Genomic DNA, 20,368 nt, shown 5'->3' with positions numbered 1-20,368 from the left:
GCTCAATAATGCCTCGAAGATTCGCTGTGGTGGTTGGATTTCTGGTTTAGAAGCGTAGCTTTGAGATCTTGTTCAGACAGTCCGGGAGTAAGGCGTCACAACTCCACAACTGCTCGACTGCATAAGAGGTGTTCACATGACGCATCGTAGGCGCTGGCCCAAGGTTGTTTTTGCCTATGTGGTCGCGCTACTGCTGGGGACAATACTCGGCAGTATCATTCAGACGCAGCTCAATCTGCTGTCGCTCAGCCGCCTTGGCGCTGACTTTGATTCGACCACTCGGCTGGTGGTGACAATGCAGGACCTGGTGCATTTCGGCCCCATTTACGGCGCCATCCTCGGCGTCAGCCTTGCAATATCTCAGGCATTTGCTGTTGCCTTGGCAAAGCGTGCCGGAAGGCGCTGGACAAGCTTACTGTGTGCGCTCGGAGCTGCCCTCGGCTTATGGGCTGCGGTGCGGCTGGTGGACGCCCTGGCGCCTATGCCAACCTTCATCGCCGCCACTAGAAGCACAATGGGCATGTTGGCCATGGCCGCGAGCGCGGCGCTGGCGGGATGGACTTTTAGTGGACTGCTCGCCGGAAGCCGTTTGCGCTCTAATGCCTCTGCGGCTCTTCCTCTGATCGGTCTGTTTTCACTCTCCAGCCTGATGTTGTCGGCTGACGTACGGGCTGAGAAGACTTATGAGCTTGAGACCGTGGCTGAAGGTCTGGTGCACCCGTGGTCAGTGGCATTTCTCCCTGACGGTCGTAAACTTGTGACCGAACGACCAGGGCGTCTGCGGGTAATCAGTGCTGATGACAAGCTCATGGCGAAACCTGTTGAAGGACTACCGTCACGGATATTCGCCCAAGGTCAGACCGGGTTACTGGAAGTGTTAGCTGCGAAGGACTTCGCTCAAAGCCAGTACGTGTTTCTCAGCTACGCCTGCGGCGATGTCGAGGCGAATCACCTCTGCCTGGCGCGAGGTCGGCTGTCGGGGAATCAGGCGGAAAAGACTGAGCTGGTGGAAGTGGAGGAAATCTTCCGCACTCAACCTGCCAAAGCCGGTGCAGCGCATTTTGGTGGCCGAATGGCCTGGCTGCCGGACGACACCTTGATCCTGACTTTTGGCGATGGATTCGACTATCGTGAGCAGGCACAAAATCCCGCGAACCACCTAGGCAGCATCTTCCGCCTCAACCCGGATGGCAGTGCGCCTGAGAACAATCCCTTCATAGGCCAGCCCGGCATCAGGCCAGAGATATACAGCTATGGTCATCGCAACGTCCAAGGTCTGATCTATGACGAGTCCGGTAGCCGACTCTTTGCCCATGAACATGGTCCCCGCGGCGGCGATGAGATCAATCTCATCCGGCCTGGTGAAAACTATGGCTGGCCCATTGCCACACATGGACTGGACTATACATGGGCACGCGTAACGCCCTATCAGGCATACCCAGGCACCGTTCAGCCCGTTCTTCACTGGACCCCGTCGATCGCGCCATCTGGTATGACGTTTTATCGGGGCGAGATGTTTCCAGAATGGCAAGACACGCTGCTCGTTGGGGCACTGGTGACCAGGCGCGTCCATCGCGTAAAGCTTGTAGATGGCCAACCAGTTGAGCAGACACCCCTGTTCGAGGAGTTGAATGAGCGCATCAGGGATGTCAGAACAGGTCCCGATGGCGCCGTCTACTTACTGACTGATGCGCCCGATGGTCGGCTGCTACGAGCTGTCAGGCCAGGCAAGTAGAACGGATTGTCGATTTGCTGATCAAGGAACTGACGCCACACGTGCCGGGGGCCGACACTCATCCCCGCTGCATCAGATTGATTCGCTTAGTGCTTTGCACGCCAAGCCGCTGGAAACCAAGCGCCCCGGTTGTTAAACTGCGCCCCCATCAAGGACGATACGAATGCCATCTGCCAGAGACACCTCCCCTTCAGTGGACCCGACCATGATCAGGCTGCTGACCTGCATCGGTGTGGAACTCGAACTGGTCCATCTCCCACATTTTCTTCGCCACTATCTGGATCTCGGAATCCTGCCTGGCAATATACATATACTATTGAATACGACCGATGCTGCATCCCCTCGACTGGCCACCGCGAAGGAAATCCTGGCAACGTTCGGCGTAAGCGATGTGCGGGAGTGGATTGGGGACTACACCAGCGATGTCATGTGGCAGCAGCGTCGCTCACTGCAACTTGACGTTGTACGCCCTGGAGACTGGGTGTTGAACGCCGACGTGGATGAACACCACCACTATCCAGCGCCCTTGACCGAAATCTGTAGCTACTGTCAGCGCAAGGACTTTAACAGCGTCCAGGGCGTGCTCGTCGATCGCCTGGCGGAGAACGGCGAACTGATCGAGGTCGACTCCAGACCTGAACTCTCGCAGCAGTTTCCCGTCGAAGCCGAAGTGCAGCTCGCGCTCATTGGCTGTGGGAAACATCATGGTGTCGACAGTACAACCAAACTGATGCTTCATTCGTACAATGTGCTCCCTGGACGCGGTGGGCATAATCCGTGGCGCGATGGAGAAGCAGGACGTTTTCTCGTTGGCGCCAGACTCGCCACTTTCCCCCAGACGAGCAGCCCCGCTTTCAGGTTCAGCTATCCCTTCCGTGTGGACCACTACAAGTGGACCTCGACGCGGAAGGCTACCTACGAGCGGCGAATGGCCACCCCCGGGGTCAGCCCGGCCGGCCTCGAAGAAGGTGGCAAATTGACGAGGTATCTCGACACGCATGGCCGGATACGACCTGAGGATGTCGCCGTGCGTTCAAAAGCCTTCGGGTTCAGAGCAAATTGGCGCACCCTGAGCCTATTGCTGCGACTGCAGGCACGGCTCAGATACTTCCTCGCGAGAAAACAACGCCTCAACTTTCTACAAAGGCGAATTTAGCTATGTTACGGCAATGGAACTATCTGCACTCGACGCCGATCTTTGATGGTCGATCGTCGCGGAGGCATCACTCACGCCCGCTCTGGAAGTTGCAACTGGACAGTCTGCTTCATCGAAGTGGTTCAGTGAAACCGAATGAAGTCAGGCGGTTCGCACAATTTCTCGGCTTCCCCCGCTCCGGACATTCACTGGTCGGTGCACTTATAGATGCCCACCCTTCGGCTCGCATTTCTCATGAACTCGATGCCATGGGTCTCTTTCGTGCGGGTATGTCATATCGCTCCGTAGCCCGACTCATCGATCAGAACGCGTCATCATTCGCTGCCAATGGCAGATGGTGGAACGGATATAGTTACGCCATCGACTATGACTCTGAAGCTGAGTCGGATGAGACTGGACCACCACTGGTCATCGGTGACAAAAAAGGCGACTGGGCGGTGCGCTGGTGCGCAAGAACGCCGGGCCTGCTCCAGCGTTTCCTCAAGAGTGGGGTTCCGAAGCCGCTTTGGTTGCTGGTGATCAGAGCCCCCGAAGACAACATCGCCACTATGACCTTGAGACGAGGCGGTCATTACGACCGGCTCAGAATTCAGGCAAGCCTCGAAGGCAGATCTGCATCTGAATCCATAGCCCAGGCGCAGTCGGATGGCACACTGCCGACAGCAGTTTCGGATGAAATGATCGACGACTATCGTAGCCTTTGTGAGGGCATCGCTGAGATGCAGCGCGCCATTCCGCAGGACGATTGGCTGGTCATCGACTATGACGCGTTCACGGCCTCGCCACGGCAAGGTTTGGAAAGGATAGCAAGCTTCCTCGGTCTCGAAGCCAATGAGCGTTGGCTGCAGGCTGCAAGCGCCGCAGTGCATCCGCCGGGGAGATCCAGGACCAGGACGAAGCTCCAGTGGAGCGAGTCCCAGAAGCAGGCTGTAAGGGAGCTACGATCCCGATTCGACTTTCTGGGTGATGAAGAGGTGACTATCTGATGTCCGGGTCCGGCAATGAGACAGAATCTGAAAACTGGGCAGTACGACGTCTGAGTCATTCTCCGCCTGAATCGGCCGGCACCAGTCATGCCTACTACGATATTCCTGTCATTGACGCATCTGGTTCGCAGGTCGTTGCTCACCGGCTGTTTTTCAGTGGCCGACAACCGAACGTTGAGGACCGTGTGGAAATCGGGCTTCTGAATATTGACGCCGAGGCATCCAGCGACAACTGGACACCGATCGGCGAGAGTCGGGCGTGGTCATGGCAGCAGGGACCAATGACACAGTGGATCGGTACCACCAGGCAGGTCGTCTGGAACGCGAGAAGGGATGCGACGGACCAGGCCTCACCAGAGATTGTGGCTCAGATCATGGACACCGTAACTGGCACAAGTCGGCAGTTGCCAGGCCAGGTCTATGCCGTCACGCCAGACGGAAAGACGGCGCTTTCCCTCGACATGACCAGGCTTGAACGGCTTCGGCCAGGGTATGGCTATGCAGCCCGCGCTGGCGCTGTCAGTTTGGTCCGGGCGCCATCCGACGACGGCGTCTGGTCTATGGATATGGTCAGCGGCGAGCGTCGACTTGTTCTGAGCCTCGCTGAAGCAGTCAGATTTCTTCAGGCTCATACCCCCCTCAAGAGCCGTTTGAAGAGAGCGCTCAAGCGCTACCACTTCTGGTTCAATCATGCCAAGTTCTCACCCGACCGAAGCCGCTTTACCGTCAAGCTGCGCTGGCGAAACATAGGTGGCCCCTGGAATGACCAACAAGGCGTGAGTCTGACCTGTAAGCTCGATGGCCGTGATCTCAGGTTGTTAGCCCAGGGTACCTCCCACGTTATCTGGCTCGACGACAGTCACTTGTACTTCTGGCAACGCGACGGGCTTCGCCTCGCGCACGACACAAGCCCAAAGGGTAGTATCCTGGAGCAACTCGCGCCGGAGCTGATACAGGCTAATGTGCATATGCGCCATTTTCCGGACAATAATGACCAATTCATTTTCGATACTCCGTACAGGGAGCAGATTGATCTCATAGTCTGGAACCGTCGCCAGAACAGCCACCAGACTATTGCGACGTTTACAGGGCATCAACCGGCCAAAGGCCCCTTTCGATGCGATCTGCATCCCTCTCTTTCTGCGAACGGACGTCAGGTTGTGGTGACTTCCCTACAATCGGGTAAGCGCGAAGTGTATGTCCTCGAGTTGAAAAGCACCTGAAGGTAGCCCTGAACATGCCACGCCGCCTGGTCACGTGGGCGAGATACCGAAAGCAGATTATCCTAGAGTGTATTGATGTATATATTGAAGGTTATCAAAACCATCCTGTCTGTCCTCGACAGTCGAATGAAGAGAAAATGTATTGCTCTACAGTTCGTCTTTCTTATTGCCGCTTTTTTCCAGGTTATAGGCATTGCGAGTATAGGGCCATTTATCGCGATTCTATCCAACCCGGACATCATTCACAGTAACGACATTCTCTCTGCCATTTATCAGTATCTGGGTTTCGAGACCGATCTTCTATTCATAATGGCGGTCGCGCTCGGATCGCTCGTCATGATTCTGTTATCCAACGCTGTAGCAGCCCTCACCATGTGGTTGACCTTGCGATTCTCAGTGGCGCTCGGCAGCAGTCTTCAGCAAAAGATCTACAGAAATTTCCTGTTCCAGGATTATCTGTTCCACAAGACCGGAAACTACAACCGAAGAATTGCGGTGGTTTCGTCACAGGTGCCCAGACTCGTCTACATGCTTTTCCAGCCGTTCCTGGTTCTGACAAGCCAGCTTTTCATAGCAAGTATCATCCTTATTGGGCTGTTGATTCTGAATCCCCTCCTCGCAGTCCTGGCCGGATCGCTCATAGGTGGCTCATACCTGCTCACGTATATCGTCTTGCGGAAGAAGTTATCGCATCACGGCTCGATAATTTCGGAGAGAAATACACAGGTACAAAGCATTCTGTCGGAATCTTTTATCGGGATCAAAGATGTCAAACTGGACGCCATAGAACACCGCTACATCGATCGCTATAACTCGATCAATGTCAAAGGTCTGAACTCTCAAGCCTTTATCGCGTTGTCCGGATCATTACCACAGTTCATTATCGAATCCATTTCATTCGGCGCAATTCTCATCCTGGCCCTCGTTCTCCTTACGACACAGGATGACATTCGTTCGGTGGTACCAATCCTGAGCATCTATGCGCTCGCAGGCTACAAACTGCTCCCTACGATGCAGCAAATCTATAAGTCCATCGCAAGCCTGAGCGGACACGGTACAGTAGCCGATGTGGTGAAAGAGAGTCTGGATGCGACGCCCGACGAGTCGGCTGAAAGCACCAAACCGCTGAAACCGATGCGAATTGAACAGGTGGGACTGTCTGGTGCCAATTTCTTCTACAACGCTACGAGTGCCCCTGCTATACGTGACGTCTCGCTGACCTTGCGTCGCGGCGAAATCTACTCCCTGGTTGGTCACTCCGGCTCGGGCAAGTCCACGCTTGCTGATGTCATACTCGGGCTGCTCAAACTGCACTCCGGTAAACTACTCGTCAACGATGAGGTGCTCACCAACGCAGATCTCGCGTCTTTCCGCGCAAAAGTCGGCTATGTGGCCCAGACCATATTCATCCTTGACGACAACGTGGTTAATAACGTCGCCTTCGGTGTGCCGGAGAGCGAGATAGATATGAAGCGAGTCAGAAAGGCCCTGACGCTCGCCAATGCCGATGAATTTGTGGATAAATTACCTCAAGGTATCTACTCAGATCTCGGTCAGGATGGGAAGCTGCTGAGTGGCGGCCAACGCCAACGCATCGGCATCGCCAGAGCACTCTACAAGCAAACTGACCTGCTCGTACTGGACGAACCGACCAGTGCCCTGGACATGGAGTCGGAGCACAAGCTGATGACGACACTGAACGCCCTGAAGAAGGATCTGGTCATCCTTGTCATTTCGCACAGACCCGCGTCCATCAAGATGTCTGACAAGATCATACTCATGGCCGCTGGCGAGCTGGAAGATATTGGCTCTTACAGGGAGCTCGTAGGAAGAAACGACCATTTCCGGGAGATGATGGCCCGCTCCAAAACCGAGTAGCGGACAGCTCAAGTAAAAGGAAGTTGGCGGCGCCTAACGCTGCTCACTCTTCGCCTGATCATACGCCCTTGCAGCCTCGACTTCCTGCGGAGGGTAGTGCTGCCGCAAAAGGTCTTCGATCTGTCTGTCTTTTTCACTCTGGTCCAGGCCCGCTTCGCTGATGACCTGCTTGTCAGAAAGAAATTTCTGGTATCGCGCCTCCCATTCGTCTTCGATACCGGCAAGTTCAGCCTGCTGTTGTTCCTGCGCTTCCGGCAGAGCCTGTGCTTTTCCCGCGGCGCCTGAGTCGTTGGATACGAGCGGTTCAGCGGTATCATCCGACGGCGAAAAGAGCAAGGCAGCCAGCTCGGGTCCAAATCGCTCTTCACGTAGCCGTGAAAGTTTCTGCTGGGCCTCCAGTTGGTCTGCCATGGTTGCGACCGGCTCCTCGCTCATGAGCCGAGCTTCTTCCTGCTCCAGCCTGTAGAGCTGGGTTATGATAAACGCGAGCTCCTCGGCCTCAGCAGCTGGAAGCTGCGCCTTGATAATGGCAGAGATGGCATCCAGATCTTGATCCCCGAGATTGTCCGGCATGCTGGCAACGAACACGTCGATAGCCGCACGACCATCACGATCCAGCTGAAAGCCATCCTGGAAGGAAGGATACACACTATTCAGAAACACATCGTTGAGATGATCGAGCTCGGCCTTCTGTAGCCGCGAATCAGCTGGCGCAGGCGCATTCGCTTCTGCCCCGAGTGCGTCACTCTCTTGTTGGTCAGCCATGGGAAGAGGTGCATCAGGCGCCTTCATCGGCTCTCCACCCTCTGCCCTCTCGAGACCAGTTGGTTCTGCAGGTTGAGACACATCTGCGGCTGGGCTTTCCTCTAACGCAACGCCGTCAACCGAGGCAGAAAAATAATAGGCGAGAAACAAAGCCAAGGTCAGTCCAAGCAGGAGCACTACAGCGCCGAGGATCTTGTTCCTGGACTGGTTGTTCGTTGGCATCGTCCGCTCAATTCACCTGTTGGGAAATGTGCTGCTCATTGAAAACGATAGATGCCTGCTCAGCAAGGCTTTCCAGCTTCTCGTCCAGTTTGAGCCGCGCCAACTCGGCCTTGATGATTTCCCGTTCTTCATCATAGCTTTGCTTCGCCATGACGTTCTTGTCGATGACCTGCACAAGCTTCCAGAAGCCATCCTGGAAAACGGGTCGTTCCGCAAAATCGTTTGGGGCGAGCCCGCGCACCAGTGCATTCACTTCCGGTGCAATATCGACATCTCGCAACCAGGGTGTCTCTATAACATCGCTAAGGTCTACCTCGCGACCGGCCTTTAGTGCTTTCAAGACAGTCCGAGCCTTGGCCTCTTCTGGCGTGCGCCAGATCATGAAGCGATACATGGCCTGGTCCTGTTGTTGTTCGTAATATTTTCGAATCTCGGCTTCGTCGATTTCGATCGAATCCATCAGCTGTTTTACGAAAAGTTGTGCGAGGAGAGTCTTCTCAGCCATCGCCATCTCGACTTTGACCAGTTCTGTTTCATGCATACCGAGTCGGGTGGCCTGTTGTGCCAGAACTTCGGTCATCACCAGATCCTTTGCGGTTTGCTGGCGATTCATTGCGGCATCGAATCCCTCATCCTGAGCCTGTCGTTCAAGACTTTCCTGCTCTCGGGAGCCCAAGAGGAAATGGTAAAGATTCAGACCCAATGGTGTGCCGTTTACTGTAGCGAAGACATCCGGATCGTTTTCTACGGCTTTGCTACGAGCAAGATCCTCCTGAGCATGGGTGGTATTAACAGACATCACCAGGGCAGCGAAAAACAGCATCAATAATGGACTTTTCATTCATCGTCTCGACTGGAAAGGAACCTTCATCACATTAAACGAAAATGAGCAAGTCAGCTGACTGACTTGCTCACCCAGGAATCCCTATCCTGCATCACACTGAGCAGAGCGCATCAGTATTTATAGATAGCGTCTAACGTCGTTGTAGACGTCTTTCCAGACCATCAGCGTGAGATGGCCCACACTTGATGTCCGGCGGCTGTTGCCACACTGGGCGTTGGTCTGCGGAATAACGATTTCGTCGAGGGCTGACCACAGGGAGACATCACAGCCACGTCCAGCAAGTGACTGCAGAAATGACGAGTTGTAACGCATCTCCGAGCACGCAGGACTGAAGCAGGCATAGGCCCAGGAGGTGCCCTTGTGTGGCGTTCCCAGTGTGACGAGTCGATCGGTCGCTGAGCTTCCACCTTCAAACACACGGTACCAGCGCGAAACCAGGCCGCCATTGGAATGGGCGATGATCTTGGCCTGACGGTTGCCATGATTGGGCCTGATGTTATTGATGAAGGATCTGAGTTCCTTGGCGCTGGTCTTGTTGCTCTGGCCCAGGCTGTTGTAGCCAAACTTGTAGAGTGCACAAGCTGGCGTACCGTCGTCCTTGAAGCGATTGATCATGACGTCGAACTGGGATTTCCAGCCGGAATAGCCGTGGATAAAGACGATGGGACTTGCATTGCAGGCTGCGTGGGCAGCACCGGTAAAAAGGACTGATGCCAGTAAAGCCAGCAGGGATGATTTTCTAACGGAGTATTTCATAGGGGTTATCCTTTCTTATATTTATTGTTCGAAGACTAGCTCAGTGTGCACTGCGGAGGTCTGTAAACGGGAAACCGATCACGAAACCTTCCGCCTGATCAAAATTAGACCAACGGCTACTTTTCAAGCTACTCCCCGAATGGGGGAACTGGCCAAAACCGTGACAGGCGTCACAACGTCGGAATTGTCCCTGAAGTACCGGTCAAAGCAACAATCCTTTTACAGACCCTGCAACTTTTCCCAGTTCAGGCCAGTAAGTCCTCATGATCGCCGATCTCGCCAATAGGCACCCTTGGCAGCGGCATTCCAATATTTGCGAACAATGGTTCGCGCACTAGCCATTATTTTACTGCGACAAGAACGGACGAGCTGTATAGCAAGGAACTAGACATGGCGCGGTCTTGGCGAGTCGATCTCAGTCGCTACGGCTCGATTGCGCTCACTACGAACCCGATGGACGTTTTGATCGAGTCACCCAAGTCGCACTCACCTGGTAGCGTGAATGGTGACGCCAGCGCATTAGGCCATGGAATCTGGACGAAGCCTTCGCAATGCCGCGCGAAAAACTCGTGCTTTGATCTTCGTCATCAGTCAGCGCAGCAAGCTCACCAGCCGGAATGAGCCGCAACGACGGCGGGGATGTCCATCGGTGGATCGGCCGTTGTCGGGGAGACTGCAGCTACCGATTCATTGCGCGCCGCAGTTGCCTCGCGGTGGAAGCCGATACGCCGCCATAACCACCGGCTCCCCAGCCCCACCAAGCTAACTGGCAAAACGGCAACGATCACAAATCGCTGCAGAGACAGATGTAACTCCGTCACATTGTTGCAACGATCCTCAGATCGTTCATGTCTTTCTTTTTTGAGTAATGAATGATTGAGGCAGTTCAACAGATAAAGAAGGAAAGCGTACATGAGATTTAAGCGCTGGGTTAGTCGAGTGTCGCTTGCGCTCATCATAAGTGTGAGCGTGGGTGCCGTAGAGGCGGGTGTGCTCTTTCAGGCTGAAGGCTACAGTGCAGCGAGCGCTATCGGCAGAGCGTCCACACACGTCGGCTATATCGGCTCCGGCTATGTCGACTTCGGCGGCAACGGTTCGTGGATGGAGTGGAACAACATCAGGGTCGCCACTGATGGCCGATATGAGCTGACCCTGCGTTTTGCCAACGGCGGGGGCAGCCCCCGGCAAGCGGCGGCCATCATCAACGGCGCCAATCGCGGCAACCTGTTGTTCAACCAAACCGGAGGCTGGACAAGCTGGAGGACGGATACCATGACGGTAGACCTGCGCGCTGGCAGTAATACCGTTCGCATTCAGGCCAATAGCAGCGCAGGCGGGCCGAATCTCGACAGCATAGACGTCGAGCTGCTCGATCGAGCTGACGATACCTTCGGCGACACCCTGCTCTCTGGCCAAACCCTTGTTGCCGAACAACGGCTGACCTCATCTGATGGTTCACATTTCCTCATCCTGCAGGGCGATGGCAATCTCGTATTGCGCAATGCGGGTACCGGTTCGGCACTCTGGTCCACCGGCACCAATGGCAAGGGTGCCGCCCGTTTCATACTGCAAGGCGACGGCAATCTCGTATTGAGAAATGCAGCGGGCAGCACAGTCTGGTCAAGCGGTACGAATGGCAGAGGCGGCGTCAGGCTGGCCATGCAGGCCGATGGTAATCTGGTGCTTAGAAACACGTCGGGCACCGCTATCTGGTCAACAGGTAAAGACCAGCCTCCTGCGGACACCACCAGGCCCGTCATCAGCCTCAATGGTAGTGCCAGTATTGTCCTGAATCAGGGCAGCGCCTTCAGCGATCCGGGCGCGACGGCATCAGATGACCTGGATGGCGATATCAGTCGCCGCATACAGGTCTCCGGCACAGTCAATACCGGCGCCCTTGGCACCAGTACGTTGCGCTATGACGTGAGAGACGCAGCGGGCAATGCGGCTACTACCGTGACCCGCACGGTTAGCGTGACCAGTAACGGGGGCGGCGGTGATAACGGGGGCAGCGATGATGGGGTCAGATTACCAATCGAAGTACTGGGACCGGCTGGAACGAGAAAGAGTGTCAGCTTCGAACTCAATGACGTTTCCAGCATCAGCCACCTGTACCTGCGTTGTAACGCCTGTGGTTATCACGATATTGCTCTTGACAGGAATACTTCAAAGACGAAAGCGACAGTACGAGTCAACGGCGGATCCGCAATTCCGTTGAAACATTTTGCTGAAAACGGGCGCGTGTATGGTAACGGACAAATCAGGATCATTGGTGGCGAGGCGGATTACGGCGGCATAGGCGGTGGCTTCCGCACCGTACGTTTAATGGTGCCTGTCAGTGGGCTTAGAACTGGCCGCAACACACTGATCTTTGAACACCTGGACGCCGAAGCGCCCAGCATCGGCTTCAGAATCCTGGAACTGAACCTGCTGGAAAATGGCAGCTTTTCCAGAAAAGTCCTGCTCGACGATGACTTCGTGCAGGACGATCCCGCCGATTGGAGCGCTCCACGCAGTTCTTCCGGAGATATCGCAAAAGGTGCCAGCCTCTGGAAGCAGCGCAACAGACTCTATGATCCCTGGGTCGATAGCCTCGATGGTCGAGGCAATGGTCAGGGTGCTGTCACCGGCAAGCTTCAGGCCTCTTGTGCGGATTGTCACGCCAGTGATGGGCGCGATCTCAAGTATTTCAACTTCTCGAACCAGTCGATCATCGAACGATCCAAATTTCATGGTCTGACGCAAACAGAAGGCGAACTTGTCGCGTCCTATATCCGTCAACTGGACATCCCTGTCGTCGATCAGGCCCGTCCCTGGAACCCTGCTTATCAGCCTGGGCTTGAGCTCGATAGCCAACCAGCCTACGAATGGGCGGCCGGTGCCGGCCTCGATGCCGTTCTTGATCGCGATAGCGATATGGCACCCTACCTGTTTCCTCGTGGAACATCCCTCGATGCGGTTCGCGCTGTGGTGGACCGCTATCGCACGCTGAACCTGAGAGAGTTGCCGATCAACATCCCGATGCCGGAATGGAACCAGTGGTTGCCAATCATCCACCCGGATGATGCCTTCAACACCTCGGCGTCAGCCATCCGGTCCGACGCCAATGGCAGAAATATGGGCATGCCCTACTACGAGAAGATCTACGACGATGCGACGGCTAATCCGAACCCCGCAACCCTGGGTGGTTTCTCCGCCGACATCAAAAGCTGGTTGCGTCGCGACCTGACCTGCTCCACGTCGGGTCTGAACAATGGCGAACCCATGCGGGGGCTGAACGGCGCCGTGCTGAGTGCTCTGCGTTTGCCGTCTCCTGCGGTCACTTCCAGCAACTGCACAAGCATCAATCCCGGTTCTTTGAAGAACCTTGAGCATGCCAAGCGCGGCCTCACGGCCTGGGCCTCGGTCAAGATGTGGGAGGTGATTCATAGCAATGACCTCGAAGTGGAATCCCGGACCATGACCAGATCAGTCTGCTCAGGTGGTCGCTGCATCAACGCCAGCGAAGCCCGTGGCTGGGTCGCCGACGGTCGCAATCTCTTCGACCGTCCGCCGCACTTTACCGGCGTCGGTGGGGGCCGGAAGTATTTCAGCCAGAACGAAATGCTGGGCATTCTGGAGAGCAACGCGTGGTATCACCTGAACATGATCCTCAACCCAGGCTATCGTCTAACCATGCCCTCGCATTTTGCTTACACCTATAGTCATGTCGAGCTGCTACAGCAGTACTCAGACATCGACCAGGGTTACCGCTTCTGGGCGACCATGATCAAACAGCGGCAACTGCAAACCAGTGGCCGCTATGGCATCGAAGCCGGATTGGATCTGCGCACCGCGCAGCCCTATGTCTACTATGGCACGGGGCGCAATCGGACCAACACTGAAACCCAGTCCAGTGTGGGTCAGCCGCTCTGGGGTAGACTGGCACAAGCCATGGTCGAGGACTTCGTCGAAGATGCCAACAACGCCACGGCGCAGAACTGGGCAGGCGCTACTCAGAACAGGAAAGTACAGGACCGCAACAGCACGAATTTCTCTGCATGCTCTGGCGTCTGCACCTTTGATCTGGGGGCGTATCAAGGTCGCAATACCTACCGGGTCATTCTCGAGTTGAGAAAGATCGGCGTGGGGGAATCTGTGATTCAAGACTTGATCGATTGGGGACAAATTACCTGGCCTAGGGGCCCCTGGAGCAGGGTCCGGTAGACCTATTTTGCGATGGTGAGGCTGTCTTCATCTCGCCTCTTGCATCGATCCACGACCATCTATCGGCCGATAGGCGGCAGTGCCTCTTCGCCAACCACCTGGGCTGGAGAGACACTCACGGGCGTCACAAGCATTCGCGCAGCGGCGTTAGGCGCAAACACTTTTGGAGGCTGCCTCAATAGGTTTGAGTGTTACGACACTATCTTTCGCTTTCTACCACTCTGATATTGCCCCCAAACAACCCGAAGTATGCGTTGTGTCCGATTCCGCTATAGATCCGAGGTATTGACCCGCAGTGTGTTTCGCTGTTCCAGTACCTGCTCCCGATTTCAGCGTCCTTCCCCACGCTCACTGTTTTAGTAGTCGCACACCCACTCAAAGCAATGGCTAACACTACAATAAGCTTCGTGATTTTTTTTCCCCGAGATACTTTCTGCTCTTTCATATACCTGCAGAACTATCCATACTAACTATCGCAGCTGGGCCATTGAAGAAGTCAGCTTGACTTGCCCCGCCAGTGAGCCCACGGATCGACGTTCCCAGGCATTGACGTTTTTGGACCACTGCCTGTTTCGTTCTGACCTTTTCGAGTACCGTAAGTCTTGCCTGATCCTGAACCCGTTCTTGAATCGGAACGAGGCCGGCCGCCGGCACTTTCCCGCCGTTCGGCAGCTTTTTTAGCACGCTTTTCACGCAGACGTTCTGCATCTTCAAGGCTCAGATGCGCTGGCTCGCCAGGTTTCTGATTCTCCGGCACGATGCGGTCTCTAGGCGGCAGCTCGAATTGCTCTGCAGACGCCCGTGGCAGATTCTTGAATTGGTACAGGTAGAATGCCTCCACCTTTTCTCGCGCCCAATCGGTCTTCTTGAGGAACTTCACGCTGGAATCAATGCTGGGCTTGTTCTTGAACGAATTGATCTCGAGGTAGGCGTAAAGAATCTCATACCCATAGTGGTCGACCAGTTCGGTCACTAGCGTTTTCAGGCTGACGCCGTGCAGCGGGTTATTCTGATAGTTGATGTCGTCAGTCATGCAGTGTCCAGCGCCCGTAAGAGTGTTTCGGCATTATACCCCCCTCCGAGATTATTTTTCTGTTGCTGTCGATTTGCAGTCTGCTGATCGACGTTTCGAAGATCGAGTCGGCCTACTGAGCTTGTTAGCCAAAGACCCATTGGTGGATCGTTCTACCAGGCGCCAGGGTGCCTAGACCAGCGCCAATGACGCCGTAGAACGCACCCACCGCGAAAGCGCGATGCCGACTGCCATGGTGTTCTACTCAGTCCTTCACACGCTTTGTGTATTTCTCGACAGCCAGCCCGTACGATTCGTTCAGCAGTGGCTGTAAATGCTGCCACATCGCCAGGTCTGGATTGAGAACGCATACCCAGGCCATCCATCCGTATACCGGATGAGGCATGAGCGTATTCAGTTGAGTGAAATCATGGCCTGTGTCCACCACCCCACCAGCAGCGGGTCTCGCAGGTCTCGCGCCGAGCACTTTTTCGTATGCAGACTTACTGATACCGAAATTGAAGCGGAAAACACCGACGCGTCCGAGTTGAGATGCCTTGTCGTTATCGCCATCCTTGCTCTTGAGCGTTGCGAAATAGACGCCCCGCGGAAGACGACCTTCGGGGTTATAGAAAAACGATTGTTCGCCCCAGGCGTCTACCGCAACGAGGCCTTGATATTGCTCGAGAATGAGCTTTGAGATTTCCGATTGCTGCACTTTGCTTTTAAATCCTTGCTGCGAGACGACGAGCCTTGTTCAACCAGGCCTCTCTCTTCGCTGCGGTCGAGTTGAGTACAGGCCCGACCGCCAGCGTGCGGACCGGCCGAACGCCACAGAACTCCAGCGTCGTCTTCTTCATCTGATGTGTTGCCGGTGCACGATAAGCCCACTGAAAATACCACGGCGGCGTATCCATGGTAATCAACAAATGGGCGGAACGGCCCTTCAGCAACTGTTTTGGAAACATTTTGCCCGGCATATATTTGAATGCAAAACCTGGCAGGAACGTGCGATCAAGGAAGCCCTTCATCAAGGCGGGAATGCTGCCCCACCAGACGGGATAGACAAACACCAGGTGCTCAGCCCAAAGAATATCCGTCTGTGAGGACTGCAGATCTGGTTCAAGGGCCTGAACCATCCTGTAACCCATACGCAGGACGGGATCGAAGATGAGTTGATCCAGCCGGATCACCCTCACCTCGTGGCCCTTTCGTTCAGCTTCCGCCACGTAGGCTTCTGCCAGGGCGTGGCCGAAGCTTCCGCTGGGCGGATGCGCCACCACCAGAACACGCTTGCTGTTCATATCGTAACTCCTCTGAGAATCAGAGAAGTCTAAGGCTTGCCCCTAGGGGCAGAGTCAAGCGAGTCTGCTCTGGCTTGCTAGTGCTGGCCTCCTCGTGTCTTCGCAGGCAGCAACATCCGGAGATGGCATTTCCACAAGGCAGGTTTGGAGCTCCATCTGTACCTGCGCAATCTGCGCTTCGAGCTGCGCCAGTGACCGCATCTCTTCACGAATGCTCGCTCGCTTGTCATCCAGCTGCTGCAGAACCTTTTCCCAATCAGGCTCGCTTTGCTCATGGGCCAACGAACCAAACTCGGACAGGCTAAAACCAAGAGCCTGTGCTTGACGAATCAACCGTACCTGCTGGAAGTGCTGCTCAGTATAAACGCGATACGCGCCCTGTCGGCTGACGCGCGAAAGCAGCCCACGAGCCTCATAGAGACGAATAGCTTTTGGAGAGGCGCCGGTCCGTTTAGCGAGATCGCCAATGAGCATTTACACGGCATCCCACTCATAAACAGTCAGTACAGAGGAACCACTCGTGTGAATCGGGTCTTCGAAAGCAATCGCTCGTGCCGACTCGAGGTCTTTTGCGCTGATGAGGTACGCGCCGCCGGACTTGTCGGTGAATGGCCCGGTCAGCTCCAGCAAACCTTGCTGCTTGAGCTGAGCCAGGTAGGCCTTGTGTGGTTCAATGGCTGATTGTTGAAACTTGGCGGTACGCATCGCCAGAATCAGGTATCGCATGAGAACTCCTGTAGTCGAATTATCGCGCCCTGGCGCGGCATTTGGTGCATCAGCATAGGGCAGCTTATTTGCTCGCCGCCTCACCAGTTGCGATCGCAGCTATCTTTTCCTGGTCTATATAACGCGCGTAACCCGCCAGGGCTTCGGCCGTCGCCTTATTCGTCATGATTTCCTGCATGGCCACCTGCCCGACAAACTCGAAACCGCGTTGAATAGCCAGTGAATCGGTCTTGTTGGCCGCACGCAGCTCAGACGGGCAATTCTCGGTGAGCAGACGGGTTACCAGTTCCCCAATGCGTTGATCGATCTGTTCCCTGTCTTCGTCGCTCGACTTGGAGTATGACTGCAGCGTGGGGTGAACCGACATTGACAGGTATATCCATTTTGCCAACTCCTTGCGCTCCTTGCCGTTAAGCGAGTCAGCCAGACAGTTGGCAAAAACCTGGGTGTTATCCTGCGAATAGGCGGGCAGTGATAAAATGGAGACGAGTGCAAATGCCGAAATCTTCAGTAGCTTGGTCATGATCTTCCTTGAAAGTGCTGTGAGTGCGCCGCTCACAATATCAGATTCATGCGCGCGTGGCAGGCTTGGTGTTGCCTGCCACTAATTGTACTTCAGTAGCCTCCGGCGGAAATGCCGGTGGCTACCCTTTCCCTGCCTTTTGATCAAATGTGTCAGTTCGAGGCATTCACATCGGCAGATGAAAACACGGGATAGTTTGACGGCTTTCCATTGTTGATATTATTCAGAAAGTTGCTGTCCTTCACCGGCAGATTCGCTGAGCCGTAGTCGAAGCTGTTGAGTCTCCAGCGCATGTCCTGATTAGACAGGCCATCCCCTACCATCTGATACCAACTCACGATGGTCGGGGTCAGGAATGAGCCGTAAGGGTTTTCTGCATACTCGTTACTTTTCGCGAAGCGAAATGCGTGCGTGGTAACACCATCCTTGTGATACACGATCTTCAGGTGACCGTTTTCGAAAGGCAGTTCTGACGCGGGTTTTGTCGTCTGATTGCCGTGCGAGCTATACGTGCCGTGAGTCACCACACCGTTGGTTGTCCACACCGCGGCGTGCTCCCAGTCATGCCGATGGCCGCCACCGAACCAGTCGAAGAGCTGGTCCTTTTCAAAGTACAGCGCATAGATGTGGCCGCAATACTGGTTGCCACCAGCTGTCTTGCACACATAGCGGTGCACGGTATTGGAGGTGATGAGGAAGTTGCCTGAACGACAATCACCGGTAATCCTCCCCGAGGTCTTGAGTCCCGGATTCTGTTGACCCCAGCGGCTAATGCCTGCGCTGGGCAAACAACCGTCGCCATCAAAATCGAAGACGGGTTGTTTGTTGTTGATTATGCCATTGGGTGGTAGTGCTTCATCCAGCATCGCAAAGTCGCTGGCGTGGGCGAGTCCGGAAGTGATAAGCAAGGTTAGGGAGGTCGTCAGTATCGAAACTTTCAAGGGTGTCTTTTCAAGCATGCTGGCATGTCCATCATCTATTGTTTTTGTAGATAAGCTGTGGTTGAGGCACGCTCGAAGCGTGGCATGCGGGGTTTGCAAAGACTACTCCCCGAATGGGGCCGGGCTAACGATTTGTGAACCTGTTCTGAATTCCTGGTGCCAAACGCCAACGATGCCAAAGCTGCATACTGAATGCCTCCGCAAGATCTCCCCTGCCTTGAAGCGGCCTGAAATGTAGCATAATTACATCAGAACCCACTTAAACCTTTGAAAATGACAGCATTTTGCCCACACCAAAGCATTGATCGATGAGGCACGTTGTTATATAACTACATAGCCTTCCATTGGAACATGAGTAGTAGAGCAAATGGACGCGTCTAGACACTCAACTGGGATTATTGGAGATTTTATGAAGGCTCGTACGACCGACGCTAGCAGTATAGGAAATGCTTTAGGGGCAGCACTGCTGTGCTCGCTTTTCTTTGGGTTCTCCAGCACCAGCTCTGCGGCAGAAGTGGCAGTCAGAGGCCAGGGCAGCTGGGATGTATCGACAGGCACCACCCCGGAATACTGGGCGGAGAAAGGTTTTTGGCTAGATGTCACTGTTCAGAATATTGCGTATCGGAAGGCAGTCAGTGTTCTCTGGACCGATGACGCCTGGGTGACTTCTCAGGTGTCCGATCTGAAGTACAAGTACCAACTGCCAAACGGCTACGAAGTGTGGGGAACCGAGTTCGCGCCCCTGGGGCGACTCGACTCATACTACATAGGGGGCTGGACCAATTACGTGACGGGCCAGACTCGGGCCGGCGGTCAAAGCGTTACCATAGAATATGCCGTCCAATATGAAGTCAACGGCATGACCTATTGGGATAACAATAGTGGCCAGAACTACCGACTGAATATCGAGCTTTAAGGCTCCAAAATTTCAGCATCCGAATAAGCGTGCCTGAAGCAGTGGCACGCTCATAACGCAGTCACCTGGCGGCTGGTGTGTCCAGCTCCATTGGGCCTTTCAAACTCGCTGCACAGCCTCCAGGGCCTGCTTCAAAATCAGCCCCTGCCCTGCCGCATGCTCGGCCATCTCGGCACTATCCGTAGTACTTATCACCTCACACTCGATTCCCGCCTCCTGGGCCAGGTTCAGAATAGCTTCTGAGCGTGCGGGGTCCAGGCTGACATCGCGGATGTAGATGGCAAGAATCCGCCCAGGATGCTCCTTCACAATACGGGTATAGGTTTCCGGATCATGCTGGCCGGAATCTCCCACAAGTACGAATGGCATGGTGTCGTACAAATCGAGCACATGGCGGATAGCGGCCAGCTTATGATCGCGAGCCCGCCTGGGCAGAAGGCTGCCTCGCTTCATACCCCACTCTCGCAAAATCAGAATGGGGCCATTCGGAATCTGATGCATCTGGAACATGGTCGCAAGCACTTGATAGATGCTCCAGGGCGCTCGGGATACATACACGAGGGGATTGCCGTCCTCACCGCTGCGCCCCCCATAGAAACCCTGATACAGTTCGGGCACGCCTGGAAAAATGACCCGACTATCCGAGTCCATCGCAAACAGACGCCACATCATCTTTGCCGTATTGGCGACACCGGTGTAGACAACCGTGTCATCAATATCGCTAATAACGCCGTAGGTAGCGGTATGTGTTGGCGTGAAGAATTGTCCAGTGGTTGTGGCACGCTCATCGACAGGCTCGTCCAGCGACAGGCCGACAGAGTGCCAGGTGACGTCTGAAGGCATCGCTCCGAGTTTCATATCCACGCGGAAAAAACCATGCCGATCTGTTTCGACCACTGTCGCAGTATCCTTGTACTTCACCCGGACCCGAGCACCTACGATTGGCTTGCGCAGCAACCTGCGGAGCAGGTCGATCAGATCCCGTTTCAGCCGGCGCTCGTTCAAGGATGAACCAAAGCCTGGCTGATGGAATACCCGTCCCATCAGGAATACACGGCCTCTGGAGCCATAACCCAGGTATGGCTGAATGAATAATCCACCGCGACCACTGTCTCCCTTGACGGGCGCTGCGAGCACACGGAGCCCCCGGCGCAGGGCAACCAACAAGTCTCGGA

General features: G+C 55.0%; 19 protein-coding genes. 8 read left to right on the top strand and 11 right to left on the bottom strand.

Annotated elements, in window-relative coordinates:
* The first annotated feature begins 136 nt into the window (after nt 1-136).
* The 5 genes from ACH3PB_RS02845 (at nt 137) to ACH3PB_RS02825 (ending at nt 6,978) form a co-directional block, all read left to right on the top strand.
* Nucleotides 137-1,735 (top strand): PQQ-dependent sugar dehydrogenase, encoded by a 1,599-nt coding sequence (locus ACH3PB_RS02845; protein ID WP_416397978.1) that lies wholly within the window; start codon nt 137-139, stop codon nt 1,733-1,735.
* A gap of 163 nt (nt 1,736-1,898) precedes the next feature.
* Nucleotides 1,899-2,891 carry a hypothetical protein gene (locus tag ACH3PB_RS02840; RefSeq protein WP_416397977.1) on the top strand — a complete coding sequence of 331 codons (993 nt, stop codon included), beginning with the start codon at nt 1,899-1,901 and terminating at the stop codon, nt 2,889-2,891.
* 2 nt (nt 2,892-2,893) lie between these two features.
* Nucleotides 2,894-3,877 (top strand): hypothetical protein, encoded by a 984-nt coding sequence (locus ACH3PB_RS02835; protein WP_416397976.1) that lies wholly within the window; start codon nt 2,894-2,896, stop codon nt 3,875-3,877.
* Nucleotides 3,877-5,100, top strand: a complete 1,224-nt coding sequence (locus ACH3PB_RS02830; RefSeq protein ID WP_416397975.1) for a hypothetical protein — start codon at nt 3,877-3,879, stop codon at nt 5,098-5,100. Before ACH3PB_RS02835 ends, ACH3PB_RS02830 begins: the two co-directional genes overlap by 1 nt.
* A 126-nt stretch (nt 5,101-5,226) precedes the next feature.
* The gene (locus ACH3PB_RS02825; RefSeq protein ID WP_416397974.1) at nt 5,227-6,978 is read left to right on the top strand and encodes an ABC transporter ATP-binding protein; all 1,752 of its coding nucleotides are present in this window, start codon (nt 5,227-5,229) and stop codon (nt 6,976-6,978) included.
* A 33-nt stretch (nt 6,979-7,011) separates the two neighbouring features.
* Here the strand turns inward: ACH3PB_RS02825 and ACH3PB_RS02820 are convergent, their stop codons facing one another.
* The 3 genes from ACH3PB_RS02820 to ACH3PB_RS02810 all read right to left on the bottom strand — a co-directional run bounded on the left by ACH3PB_RS02820 (nt 7,012) and on the right by ACH3PB_RS02810 (nt 9,565).
* Nucleotides 7,012-7,965, bottom strand: a complete 954-nt coding sequence (locus tag ACH3PB_RS02820; protein WP_416397973.1) for a lipase secretion chaperone — start codon at nt 7,963-7,965, stop codon at nt 7,012-7,014.
* Between the two features lie 7 nt (nt 7,966-7,972).
* On the bottom strand, nt 7,973-8,806 hold the full coding sequence (locus ACH3PB_RS02815) for a hypothetical protein (RefSeq protein ID WP_416397972.1): 834 nt from the start codon (nt 8,804-8,806) through the stop codon (nt 7,973-7,975).
* 120 nt (nt 8,807-8,926) lie between these two features.
* Nucleotides 8,927-9,565, bottom strand: a complete 639-nt coding sequence (locus tag ACH3PB_RS02810) for an esterase/lipase family protein (RefSeq protein ID WP_416397971.1) — start codon at nt 9,563-9,565, stop codon at nt 8,927-8,929.
* Nucleotides 9,566-9,955: 390 nt separating this feature from the next.
* On the opposite strand from ACH3PB_RS02810, the gene ACH3PB_RS02805 reads away from it, so the two are divergent.
* A complete protein-coding gene (locus ACH3PB_RS02805) occupies nt 9,956-10,186 on the top strand; it encodes a hypothetical protein (RefSeq protein WP_416397970.1) in 231 nt (76 codons plus the stop codon).
* A 291-nt stretch (nt 10,187-10,477) separates the two neighbouring features.
* Complete coding sequence (locus ACH3PB_RS02800) at nt 10,478-13,771, top strand: immunoglobulin-like domain-containing protein (protein ID WP_416397969.1); 3,294 nt, start codon at nt 10,478-10,480, stop codon at nt 13,769-13,771.
* Nucleotides 13,772-14,267: 496 nt separating this feature from the next.
* Here the strand turns inward: ACH3PB_RS02800 and ACH3PB_RS02795 are convergent, their stop codons facing one another.
* The 7 genes from ACH3PB_RS02795 to ACH3PB_RS02765 form a co-directional block, all read right to left on the bottom strand.
* Nucleotides 14,268-14,804, bottom strand: coding sequence for a VF530 family DNA-binding protein (locus tag ACH3PB_RS02795; RefSeq protein WP_416397968.1), 537 nt, complete (start codon nt 14,802-14,804; stop codon nt 14,268-14,270).
* 244 nt (nt 14,805-15,048) lie between these two features.
* A complete protein-coding gene (locus ACH3PB_RS02790) occupies nt 15,049-15,501 on the bottom strand; it encodes a DUF6194 family protein (protein WP_416397967.1) in 453 nt (150 codons plus the stop codon).
* 7 nt (nt 15,502-15,508) lie between these two features.
* A complete protein-coding gene (locus ACH3PB_RS02785) occupies nt 15,509-16,087 on the bottom strand; it encodes an NAD(P)H-dependent oxidoreductase (protein WP_416397966.1) in 579 nt (192 codons plus the stop codon).
* A gap of 54 nt (nt 16,088-16,141) precedes the next feature.
* Entirely contained in the window at nt 16,142-16,561 is a 420-nt protein-coding gene (locus ACH3PB_RS02780; RefSeq protein WP_416397965.1) for a MerR family transcriptional regulator, read from the bottom strand.
* A complete protein-coding gene (locus ACH3PB_RS02775) occupies nt 16,562-16,813 on the bottom strand; it encodes a YciI family protein (RefSeq protein ID WP_416397964.1) in 252 nt (83 codons plus the stop codon).
* Nucleotides 16,814-16,877: 64 nt separating this feature from the next.
* Nucleotides 16,878-17,336 (bottom strand): hypothetical protein, encoded by a 459-nt coding sequence (locus tag ACH3PB_RS02770; protein WP_416397963.1) that lies wholly within the window; start codon nt 17,334-17,336, stop codon nt 16,878-16,880.
* Nucleotides 17,337-17,488: 152 nt separating this feature from the next.
* Nucleotides 17,489-18,295: an NPP1 family protein gene (locus ACH3PB_RS02765; RefSeq protein ID WP_416397962.1), complete on the bottom strand. Its 807-nt coding sequence runs from the start codon at nt 18,293-18,295 to the stop codon at nt 17,489-17,491.
* 391 nt (nt 18,296-18,686) lie between these two features.
* Here ACH3PB_RS02765 and ACH3PB_RS02760 point away from each other — a divergent pair, with 391 nt between their 5' ends.
* Nucleotides 18,687-19,193: a hypothetical protein gene (locus ACH3PB_RS02760; RefSeq protein WP_416397961.1), complete on the top strand. Its 507-nt coding sequence runs from the start codon at nt 18,687-18,689 to the stop codon at nt 19,191-19,193.
* Nucleotides 19,194-19,292: 99 nt separating this feature from the next.
* Here ACH3PB_RS02760 and ACH3PB_RS02755 read toward each other — a convergent pair whose 3' ends face one another.
* The gene (locus tag ACH3PB_RS02755) at nt 19,293-20,360 is read right to left on the bottom strand and encodes an App1 family protein (protein ID WP_416397960.1); all 1,068 of its coding nucleotides are present in this window, start codon (nt 20,358-20,360) and stop codon (nt 19,293-19,295) included.
* Nucleotides 20,361-20,368 lie beyond the last annotated feature (8 nt).

This window comes from Allohahella sp. A8, from assembly GCF_047946665.1.
Taxonomy (GTDB): Bacteria; Pseudomonadota; Gammaproteobacteria; order Pseudomonadales; family Oleiphilaceae; genus Allohahella.
The sequence above is the reverse complement of the archived record's forward strand: the minus strand, read 5'-3'. Positions and strand labels throughout refer to the sequence as shown.

Bases quoted from the DNA above. Each gene is read 5' to 3' on its own strand.
- ACH3PB_RS02760 (WP_416397961.1), top strand. From the start codon at position 18,687: ATGAAGGCTCGTACGACCGACGCTAGCAGTATAGGAAATGCTTTAGGG.
- ACH3PB_RS02825 (WP_416397974.1), top strand. From the start codon at position 5,227: ATGAAGAGAAAATGTATTGCTCTACAGTTCGTCTTTCTTATTGCCGCT.
- ACH3PB_RS02840 (WP_416397977.1), top strand. From the start codon at position 1,899: ATGCCATCTGCCAGAGACACCTCCCCTTCAGTGGACCCGACCATGATC.
- ACH3PB_RS02810 (WP_416397971.1), bottom strand. From the start codon at position 9,565: ATGAAATACTCCGTTAGAAAATCATCCCTGCTGGCTTTACTGGCATCA.
- ACH3PB_RS02785 (WP_416397966.1), bottom strand. From the start codon at position 16,087: ATGAACAGCAAGCGTGTTCTGGTGGTGGCGCATCCGCCCAGCGGAAGC.
- ACH3PB_RS02800 (WP_416397969.1), top strand. From the start codon at position 10,478: ATGAGATTTAAGCGCTGGGTTAGTCGAGTGTCGCTTGCGCTCATCATA.
- ACH3PB_RS02770 (WP_416397963.1), bottom strand. From the start codon at position 17,336: ATGACCAAGCTACTGAAGATTTCGGCATTTGCACTCGTCTCCATTTTA.
- ACH3PB_RS02845 (WP_416397978.1), top strand. From the start codon at position 137: ATGACGCATCGTAGGCGCTGGCCCAAGGTTGTTTTTGCCTATGTGGTC.
- ACH3PB_RS02805 (WP_416397970.1), top strand. From the start codon at position 9,956: ATGGCGCGGTCTTGGCGAGTCGATCTCAGTCGCTACGGCTCGATTGCG.
- ACH3PB_RS02835 (WP_416397976.1), top strand. From the start codon at position 2,894: ATGTTACGGCAATGGAACTATCTGCACTCGACGCCGATCTTTGATGGT.
- ACH3PB_RS02820 (WP_416397973.1), bottom strand. From the start codon at position 7,965: ATGCCAACGAACAACCAGTCCAGGAACAAGATCCTCGGCGCTGTAGTG.
- ACH3PB_RS02795 (WP_416397968.1), bottom strand. From the start codon at position 14,804: ATGACTGACGACATCAACTATCAGAATAACCCGCTGCACGGCGTCAGC.
- ACH3PB_RS02765 (WP_416397962.1), bottom strand. From the start codon at position 18,295: ATGCTTGAAAAGACACCCTTGAAAGTTTCGATACTGACGACCTCCCTA.
- ACH3PB_RS02830 (WP_416397975.1), top strand. From the start codon at position 3,877: ATGTCCGGGTCCGGCAATGAGACAGAATCTGAAAACTGGGCAGTACGA.
- ACH3PB_RS02775 (WP_416397964.1), bottom strand. From the start codon at position 16,813: ATGCGATACCTGATTCTGGCGATGCGTACCGCCAAGTTTCAACAATCA.
- ACH3PB_RS02780 (WP_416397965.1), bottom strand. From the start codon at position 16,561: ATGCTCATTGGCGATCTCGCTAAACGGACCGGCGCCTCTCCAAAAGCT.
- ACH3PB_RS02815 (WP_416397972.1), bottom strand. From the start codon at position 8,806: ATGAAAAGTCCATTATTGATGCTGTTTTTCGCTGCCCTGGTGATGTCT.